This is a genomic window from Pseudomonas khavaziana (assembly GCF_019145205.1).
Lineage (GTDB): Bacteria > Pseudomonadota > Gammaproteobacteria > Pseudomonadales > Pseudomonadaceae > Aquipseudomonas > Aquipseudomonas khavaziana.
Map to the genome: position 1 here is coordinate 339,656 of NZ_JAHSTT010000006.1, position 12,201 is coordinate 351,856.

Consider the following 12,201-nt stretch of genomic DNA (forward strand, 5'->3'; position numbering starts at 1 on the left):
GCCCAGGCTCGGTGTGCCCGTAATCCGCCATGGATTTGGGGGGCCGCCGCCACGCGCCATCCATGGCGCGGGGCGGCTAAACCGGCATCCCTGCCGGTTTACCCCCCAAATCCCTGTCGAATTCCGGCCAGCGTGGTTTGACGGGGCGCCTAAAATCAAAAGCAGAGCAAGAGCAAGCAGCAAATCGGCACGGTCAGTTGTGTAGATACCTATGCCCCGATATAGGTATGTCAGCCAGGTATCTGGTGCTGATCCACCGCTATCGGGAGCAAGTCGAATCGTCGCACCGCCCCTCCCACATTTGGATCTGCATGACTGTCAAGGTTGACAGTAGACAGTGCAGGACCATGGAGAGATGTTTGCCATTACCGTGTCAGCCTAGTTGTCGGCGCCCATGCTTTTCGAAGCCACGCTTGATAGGGATATTGAAAATGGAGCGAGAACTCGTCAGTGAAACCGATGAACTGATTAAAAAGACCAACGACGCCGAGCGTCTCTTCACCCGTTACGCCACCAAGTGCTACACCTCAGCCCTGCAAAAGTACGTCAAGGAAATCAGCGAGACCTCGTACACCTATCTATTGGCCGAGCTGGCCGAGAGCTCGCTGAGTTCGGAGATACTCGGCCGGCCAGGCGCCAATATCAGCCTGGTCAGGATCGAGATAGAGGAGGTCATGCTAGAGGCCGAGGTGATCAAGAGATTGAAGCGCGCCGAAACCCATTACCTGGAAACGCTGGAGTCGGTGCGCAAGTTCGAAGACCTCAAGCGCTTCGAAAAAATGCAGGACACCTCCGATATCGTCCGCTCGATCAAACTTGGCGTGTCGCGCTTCAATATCCTCTTTGTCATTTTGCTGATCGGCGGGTTGACCTGGGCGGCGATCAATCTGCCCAAAGAAGCCCTGGCACTTATTTCCGCCGCCATCGGCGGGGCCATTACCCACTTGTTGTCCGAGCGCCAGGCGGTGCTGGCGCTGAAAAAAGACGGAGATAACACCTGCCCCAGAGCCAACGCCAATAATCAGGAATAGGTGCCACAGCGCCGGGTTACAACGGCGTCAGCACATTCATCACCGTATCCAGCGCCACCCGTGTGTCATCCAATTGCACCAGCGAGGCGTGCCGCGCACCCAGTGCATCGCGGTTCTGGATCGCGGTAAGGATCGCCTTGTGCCTGGGCAGGCTCAAACCCTGGATATCCGGACGGCGGTTGGTGATGTTGATCGACTCGCGCAATGGCAGCGAGAGCATGTTGCACATATAGGCGAGCAGGTCGTTACGGGTGGCGTCGGCAATCGCACGGTGAAAGTCCAGGTCGGCCTGCAAAAGCTGTTCGTGGGTCTGCGCGGTTTCCATGCCCTGATAGGCTTGTTCGATGGTGGCGATGTCTTCATCGGTGGCGGTTGTCGCGGCCATGGCGGCGATTTCCGGCTCCAGGATACGACGCACCCCGGCCAGGGTGTTGAAGAACTCGCTGTGGGGTGTGGACTGCATCAACCAGGACAGCACGTCCGGGTCGAGCAGGTGCCATTTCAAGCGCGGCCGCACCACCGCGCCCACCCGCGGCTTGGAATACACCAGGCCCTTGGCGCTCAGCACCCGCGTCGCCTCGCGCAATACCGAGCGGCTGACCTGGTATTCCTCGCACAGCGTGGCTTCCATGGGCAACCGTTCTTCAGGCTTGAAGCGACCGGAAACGATGTGCATGCCCAAGTCCTGGACGATCTGGGCATGCTGGCTCTTGCGCGGCTTGGGCGGCTGGTGATCCATAACGACGGATAGGCTCTGGCTTAGATTCGCCGCATCATAGCATCCCAATTAGTGGGAATGCCGTGGGACTTCGGCGCCACGGCAACCCACCAGGAAGTCGAAATCACAGCCCTGGTCGGCCTGCAGCACATGGTCGATGTACAACTGGCGGTAGCCGCCGACGATCAGGTTCTGCGCCGGCTTGAGGTCGGCCATGCGTGCCGCCAGCTCGGCGTCGGGGATGTCCAGGTGCAGGCGGCCACTGGCACAATCGAGCTCGATCCAGTCACCTTCCTGCACCGTGGCCAACGGCCCGCCGGCAGCGGCTTCCGGTGCCACATGCAAGACCACGGTGCCGTAGGCGGTGCCGCTCATGCGTGCATCGGAAATACGCACCATGTCGGTCACACCCTGGGCCAGCAGCTTGGCCGGCAAGCCCATGTTGCCGACTTCGGCCATGCCCGGGTAACCTTTGGGGCCGCAGTTCTTCATGACCAGGATCGAGTTGGCGTCCACGTCCAGGTCCGGGTCGTTGATGCGCGCCTTGTACATGTCGAAGTTCTCGAACACCACCGCACGGCCGCGATGCTGCATCAGCTCGGGACTGGCCGCCGATGGCTTGAGCACCGCACCCAGGGGCGCCAGGTTGCCGCGCAACACGCAGATGCCGCCGTCGGCGCGGATCGGGTTGTCGAGGGTGCGGATCACTTCATCCTGGCCGTAGATCGGCGAATCCTTGGTGTTCTCGCCCAGGGACTTGCCGTTGACGGTCAAGGCGTCGGGATGGGGGATCAGGTTGGCTTCACCGAGGCGCCGTAGCACCGCGGGCAAGCCACCTGCATAGTAGAACTCCTCCATCAGGAAGCGCCCGGACGGTTGCAGGTCGACGATGGTCGGCATGCCGCGGCCAATGCGGGTCCAGTCATCCAGGTCGAGTTCAACCCCGATGCGCCCGGCAATGGCTTTCAAATGGATCACCGCGTTGGTCGAACCGCCGATGGCCGCGTTTACCCGGATGGCGTTTTCAAACGCTTCCTTGGTGAGGATCTTCGACAGCTTCAAGTCTTCGCGCACCATCTCTACCGCACGCATGCCCGACATATGCGCCAGCACATAACGCCGCGCATCCACCGCCGGGATCGCCGCGTTGTGGGGCAGGGACGTGCCCAGTGCCTCGGCCATGCAGGCCATGGTCGACGCCGTGCCCATGGTGTTGCAGGTGCCCGCCGAGCGTGACATGCCGCCTTCGGCCGCGAGGAAGTCATCCAGGGTGATGGTGCCGGCCTTGACCTGTTCGCTGAGCTGCCACACCACGGTGCCCGAACCGATGTCCTGGCCCTTGTGCTTGCCATTGAGCATCGGTCCGCCGGTGACCACGATGGCCGGCACATCGCAACTGGCCGCACCCATCAGCAGCGCCGGGGTGGTCTTATCGCAACCGGTCAGCAGCACCACGCCATCGATGGGGTTGCCGCGAATGGCTTCCTCCACATCCATGCTCGCCAGGTTGCGGGTGAGCATGGCGGTAGGGCGCAGGTTGGATTCACCGTTGGAAAATACCGGGAATTCCACCGGGAAGCCGCCGGCCTCGATCACGCCGCGCTTGACGTGCTCGGCGATCTGGCGGAAGTGCGCGTTGCACGGGGTCAGCTCCGACCAGGTATTGCAGATGCCGATGATCGGCTTGCCATGGAACTGGTGGTCGGCAATGCCCTGGTTCTTCATCCAGCTGCGGTACATGAAGCCGTTCTTGTCGGCGGTACCAAACCACTGGGCGGAGCGTAGGCCGGGCTTTTTGTCAGGCATGATCGATTCTCTTATTGTATGACTATATGTTCTATGCGTGGTTAAACATAAGCGCAAAATCGATGCTTTGGAAGTGTTGTTTTGTAAATAGTCCTACTATATAGTCGATCTCAACTGAGGTATGACCCTGGCGGATTTCGCGAGAGGCGTCCCCCGAGCTTCTATAAAAACAACAATCGGAGATCGACCCCATGAGCCAGGAGTTGCGGCTTATTCGGCGCATCACGCTGAAACTGATTCCCTTCCTGATCCTGCTGTACCTGATCGCCTACGTGGACCGTTCCGCCGTAGGGTTCGCCAAGCTGCACATGGGCGCCGACGTCGGCATCGGTGACGCCGCCTATGGCCTCGGTGCCGGGCTGTTCTTCATTGGCTACTTCCTGTTCGAAATCCCCAGCAACCTGATGCTCGACCGCTTCGGCGCGCGGCGCTGGTTTGCGCGCATCATGATCACCTGGGGCGCCATCACCATCGGCATGGCCTTCGTGCAGGGCCCGCACAGCTTCTATGTAATGCGCTTTCTGCTCGGCGCGGCGGAGGCGGGGTTCTTTCCTGGCGTGCTGTACTACATCACCCAGTGGTTCCCGGTACGCCATCGCGGCAAGATCCTCGGTCTGTTCATTCTGTCCCAGCCCATCGCGATGATGATCACAGGGCCCGTGTCCGGCGGTCTGCTCGGCATGGACGGCATCCTTGGCCTGCACGGCTGGCAGTGGCTGTTTATCGTGATCGGCACCCCGGCGATCCTGCTGACCTGGCCGGTGTTGCGCTACCTGCCGGACGGCCCGAAACAGGTCAGCTGGATGAGCGAGCAAGAAAAGACCTGGCTCACCGGCGAGCTGGAAAAAGACCTGCAAGCCTACGGCCAGACCCGCCATGGCAATCCGTTGCATGCCCTCAAGGACAAGCGCGTGTTGCTGCTGGCGCTGTTCTACCTGCCGGTGACCCTGAGCATCTACGGCCTGGGCCTGTGGCTGCCGACACTGATCAAGCAGTTCGGCGGCAGCGACCTCACCACCGGCTTCATCTCCGCCGTGCCGTATATCTTCGGCATCATCGGCCTGCTGATCATCCCGCGCAGTTCCGACCGCTTGAATGATCGCTACGGCCATCTCGCGGTGCTGTATGTGCTCGGCGCCATCGGCCTGTTCTGCAGCGCCTGGCTGAGTGTGCCGGTGCTGCAGATGGCTGCGTTGTGCCTGGCGGCGTTCGCCATGTTTTCCTGCACCGCGGTGTTTTGGACCTTGCCGGGGCGCTTTTTTGCCGGGGCCAGCGCGGCCGCCGGTATCGCCTTGATCAACTCGGTGGGCAACCTCGGCGGCTACATCGGCCCGTTCGTGATCGGTGCGCTCAAGGAGTACACCGGCAACCTGGCCTCGGGCCTGTACTTCTTATCCGGCGTGATGGTGTTCGGGCTGGTCTTGACCCTCGTGGTCTACCGCGTGCTGGAGCGCAAGCACGTGCTGCCGGTCGACCAATTCGCCGCCAGCGCCCGTGGCGCCACACGCACTTAAATCCTGGAGAAAATGCATGCGTCTAGTTCAGTTCGAGTTGGGTAACGGTGAGCGCCGCGTCGGCGTTGTGGAAGGCGACACCCTGCGCGAAGTGCAGGGCGCACACAGCGTACGCGAGTTGGCGCTGGGCGCCATCAAGGCCGGCACGGGCCTTGTGCAACAGGTGCAGGGCCTGGGCCTGGGCGACAGCCATGACTACGCCGCGCTGCTGGCCGAGCTGAAGATCCTGCCGCCACTGGACCACCCGGACCCGGCCCATATGCTGATCAGCGGCACCGGCCTGACCCACCTGGGCAGCGCGTCGGCCCGCGACAAGATGCACCAGCAGGCCGGCGACGACAGCGCCATGACCGACACCATGCGCATCTTCAAATGGGGCGTGGAGGGCGGCAAGCCTGCGGCCGGCCAGGCAGGCGTGCAGCCGGAGTGGTTCTACAAGGGTGACGGCAGCATTGTCGTACGCCCGGGCGCCGCCTTCCCGGTGCCGCCGTTTGCCGAAGACGCTGGCGAAGAGCCGGAGATCGGCGGCCTCTACGTGATCGGCCACGACCGCAAACCCTATCGCCTGGGCTTCGCGGTGGGCAATGAGTTTTCCGACCATGTGATGGAACGCAAGAACTACCTGTACCTGGCCCATTCCAAGCTGCGCAGTTGCAGCTATGGCCCGGAACTGCGCGTGGGCGAGCTGCCCCAGCACCTGGCCGGCAGCAGCCGCATCCTGCGCAATGGCGAGGAAATCTGGCGGAACGAATTCCTCAGTGGCGAGGCCAATATGTGCCACAGCCTGGAAAACCTTGAGTATCACCACTTCAAATACAGCCAGTTCCTCAAGCCGGGAGATGTGCACATTCACTTCTTCGGCACCGCTACGTTGTCATTTGCCGACGGTATACGTACCCAGCCGGGCGACGTGTTCGAGATCAGTCAGGCTGAATTCGGCGCGCCGTTGATCAACGGTATCGGCAGCAGCGATGCGGCATTTGAACCCGGCCAAGTCACCCCCCTTTAAGGAGATCAACATGACCCAGTTCTTCGGCCACAACTACATCGGCGGCCAGCGCAGCGCCAACGGCAACGTCAAGCTGCAAAGCGTCGATGCCACCAGCGGTGAAGCCTTGCCGCAGGATTTCTACCAGGCCACACCGCAAGAGGTCGATGCCGCCGCCAAGGCCGCCGCCGCTGCGTATCCGGCGTTCCGTGCGCTGAGTGCCGCGCGCCGTGCGCAGTTCCTGGACGCGATAGCCGACGAGCTGGATGCCCTGAGCGATAACTTCATCGATTTGGTCTGCCGCGAAACCGCGCTGCCTGCCGCCCGCATCAAAGGCGAGCGCGGGCGCACCAGCGGCCAGATGCGCCTGTTCGCCACGGTGCTGCGCCGTGGCGATTTCTACGGGGCGCGTATCGATAAAGCCTTGCCGGATCGCCAGCCGCTGCCACGCCCGGACCTACGCCAATACCGTATCGGCCTGGGCCCGGTGGCGGTGTTCGGTGCCAGCAACTTCCCCCTGGCCTTTTCCACGGCCGGTGGCGATACCGCCGCTGCATTGGCCGCAGGCTGCCCCGTGGTGTTCAAGGCCCACAGCGGGCACATGGCGACGGCCGAGCAGGTGGCCGATGCGATCATCCGCGCGGCCGAGGCTACCGAGATGCCCGCGGGGGTATTTAACATGATCTTCGGCGGCGGCGTCGGCGAAGCCCTGGTCAAGCATCCGGCGATCCAGGCCGTGGGGTTCACCGGCTCGCTCAAGGGCGGTCGCGCCCTGTGCGACATGGCCGCGGCACGCCCGCAACCGATCCCGGTGTTCGCCGAGATGTCGAGCATCAACCCGGTGATCGTACTGCCCCAGGCCTTGCACGCCCGCGCCGAAAGCGTGGCCCGCGACCTGACCGCCTCCGTGGTGCAGGGCTGCGGCCAGTTCTGCACCAACCCCGGCCTGGTCATCGGTATCGCGTCGCCACAATTCACGGCGTTCACTCAACAGGTCGCGCAATTGATCGGCGCGCAACCGGCGCAGACCATGCTCAACGCCGGCACTTTGGGCAGCTATGGCAAGGGCCTGGAAAAACTGTTGGCTCACCCAGGCATCCAGCACCTGGCGGGTAACGCGCAATCGGGCAACCAGGCTCAACCGCAGCTGTTCAAGGCGGATGTACGCCTGTTGATCGACGGCGACGAAGTGCTACAGGAAGAAGTGTTCGGCCCCACCACGGTGTTCGTCGAAGTTGCCGACCAGGCTCAGCTCAGCACCGCCTTGCAGGGGTTGCACGGGCAATTGACCGCCACCATCATCGGCGAACCGGCTGACCTGCAACAGTTCGCCGAACTCACGCCGCTGCTGGAGCAGAAAGTCGGGCGCATCCTGCTCAACGGTTATCCCACTGGCGTCGAAGTCTGCGATTCGATGGTGCACGGCGGGCCGTATCCGGCAACGTCCGACGCCCGCGGCACGTCGGTCGGCACCCTGGCCATCGACCGCTTCCTGCGCCCGGTGTGCTTCCAGAACTACCCTGATAGCCTGCTGCCCGAGGCGTTGAAAAACGCCAACCCGTTGCGTATCCAGCGGCTGGTGGATGGCACGCCATCCCGCGATTCGCTGTAAGTCACCAGGAGGCTTCATGACAGTGAATGCAGTGACCCCACACCGTGCCCGGTTGGGCGAGGGGCCGTTCTGGGATGTTCGATCCCAGGCGCTTTATTGGGTGGATATCGCCGCCAAACAGGCCCTGCGCCTGATGGGCGGTGAGTTGCAGGTCTGGCAATTGCCCGAGCATGTCTCGGCATTCATCCCCTGTGAAAGCGGCGATGCGCTGGTGACCTTGAGCAGCGGCGTGTATCGCCTGGACCTGACCACCGAAGCGCTGACCCTGCTGTGCGTCGCCGACCCGCAACCCGGCAACCGCGGCAATGAAGCGCGCTGCGATGCCCAGGGCCGGCTGTGGCTGGGCACCATGCAGAACAATATCGGTGAGCAAGGCGAGGACCTGCCTATCACCCGGCGTTCCGGAGGATTGTTCCGCATCGATGCCGATGCCACGGTCACGCCGCTGCTCAGCGGCCTGGGTATTCCCAACACACTGCTCTGGAGTGAAGACGGTGGTCACGTGCATTTCGGCGACAGCATGGACGGCACGCTGTACCACCATGCAATTCAGCCTGACGGCCAACTCGATCCCGCGCGGGTGTGGTTCGGGCCACACGAGCGGGGCGGCCCGGACGGTTCGGCCATGGACGCCGAAGGCTACATCTGGAATGCCCGTTGGGACGGCAGTTGCCTGCTGCGCCTGACCTCCCTTGGCAAGGTGGACCGAATCATCGAACTGCCCGTCAGCCGTCCCACCAGTTGCGTGTTCGGTGGGCCCGACCTGACCACGTTGTATATCACCAGCGCCGCCAGCCCCTTGGGTCACCCCCTTGATGGTGCGGTATTGGCCATTGAGGTCGACGTGCCAGGTAAGCCCTGTCACCGCTTCGCCGGATAACCTGTAGGAGCGGGCTTGCCCGCGAAAAACGTCAACGATAACGCGGTCATGCTGGATGAACGCGTCGCCCTCGGGCTTTTCGCGAGCAAGCTCGCTCCTACAAAGTTCTACGTATGCCCCAAAACAACAACAAGGAGTCACCCGTATGAATCGTCGTCGTGGTTTGCGTTCCCTATGCTGCGCCGCTGTGGCGGTCTCGGCCATGAGCTTGAGCGGCCTGTTGCTTGCCGCTGAAGAAGTAAAGATCGGTTTTTTGGTCAAGCAGGCCGAGGAGCCCTGGTTCCAGACCGAATGGGCCTTCGCCGAAAAAGCCGGCAAGGAACACGGTTTCACCGTGATCAAGATCGCCGTGCCCGACGGCGAGAAAACCCTCTCGGCCATCGATAGTCTGGCCGCCAACGGCGCCAAGGGTTTTGTGATCTGCCCGCCGGACGTGTCCCTGGGCCCGGCCATCGTCGCCAAGGCCAAGGTCAATGACCTGAAAGTGATGGCCGTGGATGACCGCTTTGTCGACGCCAAGGGCAACTTCATGGAGGACGTGCCGTACCTGGGCATGGCCGCCTTTGAAGTGGGTCAGAAGCAGGGCGCCGCCATGGCCGCCGAGGCGAAGAAACGCGGTTGGGACTGGAAGGACACCTATGCGGTGATCAACACCTTCAACGAGCTCGACACCGGTAAAAAGCGCACCGACGGCTCGATCAAATCCCTGGAAGAAGCCGGCATTCCCAAGGATCACATCCTCACCGCCGCGCTTAAAACCCTCGACGTTCCCGGCAGCATGGACGCCACCAACTCGGCCCTGGTCAAGCTGCCCAGTGGCGCGAAAAACCTGATCATCGGCGGCATGAACGACAACACCGTGCTCGGCGGCGTGCGCGCCACTGAAAGCGCCGGCTTCAAGGCGGCCAACGTGATTGGCATCGGCATCAATGGCACCGATGCCATCGGCGAATTGAAGAAAGCCGACAGCGGTTTCTTCGGCTCCATGCTGCCGAGCCCGCATATCGAGGGCTACAACACCGCGCTGGCGATGTACGAATGGGTCACCAAAGGCAAGGAACCTGCTAAGTACACCGCCATGGACGAAGTCACCCTGATCACCCGCGAAAACTTCCAGGAAGAACTGACCAAGATCGGGCTGTGGAAATGACCGCTGCGGCCCTGCGTTTCGACGCGATCGGCAAAACCTTTCCCGGGGTCAAGGCGCTGGATGGCATCAGCTTCACCGCCCACCCGGGGCAGGTGCATGCCTTGATGGGCGAGAACGGTGCGGGCAAGTCGACGCTGCTGAAGATCCTCGGCGGCGCCTACATCCCCAGCAGCGGCAGCGTGCAGATCGGCGCGCAGGTCATGGCGTTCAAAAATGCCGCCGACAGCATCGCCAGCGGCGTCGCGGTGATCCACCAGGAACTGCACCTGGTGCCGGAAATGAGCGTCGCCGAGAACCTGTTCCTCGGGCACCTGCCGACGCGCCTGGGCGTGGTCAATCGCGGCTTGCTGCGCCAGCAGGCGCTGGCGTGCCTCAAGGGCCTGGCCGATGAGATCGACCCCGACGAGAAGCTCGGGCGCCTGTCCCTGGGCCAGCGCCAACTGGTGGAAATCGCCAAGGCGCTGTCCCGTGGTGCCAACGTGATCGCCTTCGATGAGCCCACCAGCAGCTTGTCGGCGCGGGAAATCGACCGGCTGATGGCGATCATCGCGCGCCTGCGGGATGAGGGCAAAGTGGTGCTTTACGTGTCGCACCGCATGGAAGAGGTGTTCCGTATCTGCGACGCGGTGACGGTGTTCAAGGACGGTCGCTATGTGCGCACCTTCGAAGACATGAGCAGCCTGACCCACGATCAGTTGGTGACCTGCATGGTCGGCCGCGATATCCAGGACATCTACGACTACCGCGCGCGGGAGCAGGGCGAGGTGGCGCTCAAGGTCGACGGCCTGCTCGGCCCGGGGCTGCGTGAGCCGATCAGTTTCCAGGTGCGCAAGGGCGAAATCCTGGGCCTGTTCGGGCTGGTGGGCGCGGGGCGCACCGAGCTGTTTCGTTTGCTCAGTGGCCTGGAGCGCGCCAGCGCCGGCAGCCTGGCGCTGTGCGGGCAAGCGCTGCAGTTGCGCTCACCCCGCGACGCCATCGCCGCCGGCGTGTTGCTGTGCCCGGAGGACCGCAAGAAAGAAGGCATCATCCCACTGGCCAGCGTTGCCGAAAACATCAACATCAGTGCCCGCGCGGCGCATTCCACCTTTGGCTGGCTGCTGCGCGACGGCTGGGAAAAAGGCAACGCCGACCGGCAGATCCAGGCGATGCGGGTCAAAACCCCGAACGCCGCCCAGAAGATCATGTACCTGTCCGGCGGCAACCAACAGAAGGCCATTCTTGGTCGCTGGCTGTCGATGCCGATGAAGGTGCTGCTGCTGGACGAACCCACCCGTGGCATCGATATCGGCGCCAAGTCAGAGATCTACCAGATCATCCATAACCTGGCGGCCAGCGGCATTGCGGTGATCGTGGTGTCCAGCGACCTGATGGAAGTGATGGGCATTTCCGACCGCATTCTGGTGCTGTGCGAAGGTGCCCTGCGTGGCGAACAACGGCGTGAACACGCCACCGAATCCAACCTGCTGCAACTGGCTTTGCCACGCGGCGCGGCGAACTGAGAGAAGACGATGACAACCCAACCCAACGCGTTGCCCTCGGCACGCAAACCCCTCGATATGCGCGCATTGCTCGACAACTGGGCGATGCTGTTGGCGGCAGTGGGCATCTTTGTGCTGTGCGCCTTGCTGATTGATAACTTCCTGTCGCCGCTGAACATGCGCGGCCTGGGCCTGGCGATTTCCACCGTCGGTATTGCCGCGTGCACCATGCTGTTCTGCCTGGCCTCGGGGCACTTCGACTTGTCGGTGGGCTCGGTGATCGCCTGTGCCGGTGTGGTCGCGGCGATTGTGATGCGCGATACCGACAGCGTGATGCTGGGCATTGGCGCGGCGTTGCTGATGGGCCTGATGGTGGGGCTGATCAATGGCATCGTGATCGCCAAGCTACGGGTCAATGCCTTGATCACCACCTTGGCGACCATGCAGATCGTGCGCGGCCTGGCGTACATTTTTGCCGACGGCAAGGCAGTAGGGGTGTCCGAGGAGCAGTTTTTCGTCTTCGGCAACGGCCAACTGTTCGGCGTGCCGGTGCCGATCCTGATCACCATCGTCTGCTTCCTGTTCTTCGGCTGGCTGCTCAACTACACCACCTACGGGCGCAACACCATGGCCATCGGCGGCAACCCGGAAGCGGCGCTGTTGGCCGGGGTCAACGTGGACCGCACCAAGATCCTGATCTTCGCCGTCCATGGCCTGATCGGCGCGCTGGCCGGGGTGATCCTCGCCTCGCGCATGACCTCCGGCCAACCGATGATCGGCCAGGGCTTCGAGCTGACGGTGATCTCTGCGTGCGTACTGGGCGGGGTATCGCTGAGCGGCGGCATCGGCATGATCCGCCATGTGATTGCGGGTGTGCTGATCCTGGCGATCATCGAGAACGCGATGAACCTTAAAAACATCGACACGTTTTACCAGTACGTAATTCGCGGCTCGATCCTGCTCCTGGCCGTCGTCATCGACCGCATGAAACAACGCTAACCCGAGCCATACGAAGATCCAATGT

General features: G+C 62.6%; 10 protein-coding genes. 8 read left to right on the forward strand and 2 right to left on the reverse strand.

Annotated features, from left to right (window positions below):
* The first annotated feature begins 431 nt into the window (after window positions 1–431).
* A complete protein-coding gene (locus KVH01_RS17400; protein ID WP_217882229.1) occupies window positions 432–1,031 on the forward strand; it encodes a hypothetical protein in 600 nt (199 codons plus the stop codon).
* A gap of 16 nt (window positions 1,032–1,047) precedes the next feature.
* Here the strand turns inward: KVH01_RS17400 and KVH01_RS17405 are convergent, their stop codons facing one another.
* Window positions 1,048–1,770 carry a FadR/GntR family transcriptional regulator gene (locus KVH01_RS17405; RefSeq protein ID WP_034119145.1) on the reverse strand — a complete coding sequence of 241 codons (723 nt, stop codon included), beginning with the start codon at window positions 1,768–1,770 and terminating at the stop codon, window positions 1,048–1,050.
* A 48-nt stretch (window positions 1,771–1,818) separates the two neighbouring features.
* Window positions 1,819–3,555 carry an IlvD/Edd family dehydratase gene (locus KVH01_RS17410; RefSeq protein ID WP_057025306.1) on the reverse strand — a complete coding sequence of 579 codons (1,737 nt, stop codon included), beginning with the start codon at window positions 3,553–3,555 and terminating at the stop codon, window positions 1,819–1,821.
* Between the two features lie 191 nt (window positions 3,556–3,746).
* Here KVH01_RS17410 and KVH01_RS17415 point away from each other — a divergent pair, with 191 nt between their 5' ends.
* The 7 genes from KVH01_RS17415 to araH all read left to right on the forward strand — a co-directional run bounded on the left by KVH01_RS17415 (window position 3,747) and on the right by araH (window position 12,176).
* Window positions 3,747–5,069 carry an MFS transporter gene (locus KVH01_RS17415; protein WP_046072158.1) on the forward strand — a complete coding sequence of 441 codons (1,323 nt, stop codon included), beginning with the start codon at window positions 3,747–3,749 and terminating at the stop codon, window positions 5,067–5,069.
* A 16-nt stretch (window positions 5,070–5,085) separates the two neighbouring features.
* On the forward strand, window positions 5,086–6,078 hold the full coding sequence (araD1, locus tag KVH01_RS17420) for an AraD1 family protein (RefSeq protein ID WP_217882230.1): 993 nt from the start codon (window positions 5,086–5,088) through the stop codon (window positions 6,076–6,078).
* Between the two features lie 10 nt (window positions 6,079–6,088).
* Window positions 6,089–7,669 (forward strand): aldehyde dehydrogenase (NADP(+)), encoded by a 1,581-nt coding sequence (locus tag KVH01_RS17425; RefSeq protein ID WP_217882231.1) that lies wholly within the window; start codon window positions 6,089–6,091, stop codon window positions 7,667–7,669.
* A gap of 16 nt (window positions 7,670–7,685) precedes the next feature.
* Window positions 7,686–8,549 (forward strand): SMP-30/gluconolactonase/LRE family protein, encoded by an 864-nt coding sequence (locus KVH01_RS17430; protein WP_217882232.1) that lies wholly within the window; start codon window positions 7,686–7,688, stop codon window positions 8,547–8,549.
* A gap of 145 nt (window positions 8,550–8,694) precedes the next feature.
* Window positions 8,695–9,699 (forward strand): substrate-binding domain-containing protein, encoded by a 1,005-nt coding sequence (locus KVH01_RS17435; protein ID WP_217882233.1) that lies wholly within the window; start codon window positions 8,695–8,697, stop codon window positions 9,697–9,699.
* Window positions 9,696–11,198 carry an L-arabinose ABC transporter ATP-binding protein AraG gene (araG, locus tag KVH01_RS17440; RefSeq protein ID WP_217882234.1) on the forward strand — a complete coding sequence of 501 codons (1,503 nt, stop codon included), beginning with the start codon at window positions 9,696–9,698 and terminating at the stop codon, window positions 11,196–11,198. Before KVH01_RS17435 ends, araG begins: the two co-directional genes overlap by 4 nt.
* A gap of 9 nt (window positions 11,199–11,207) precedes the next feature.
* Entirely contained in the window at window positions 11,208–12,176 is a 969-nt protein-coding gene (gene araH, locus KVH01_RS17445) for an L-arabinose ABC transporter permease AraH (RefSeq protein ID WP_057011311.1), read from the forward strand.
* The last annotated feature ends 25 nt before the right edge of the window (window positions 12,177–12,201 follow it).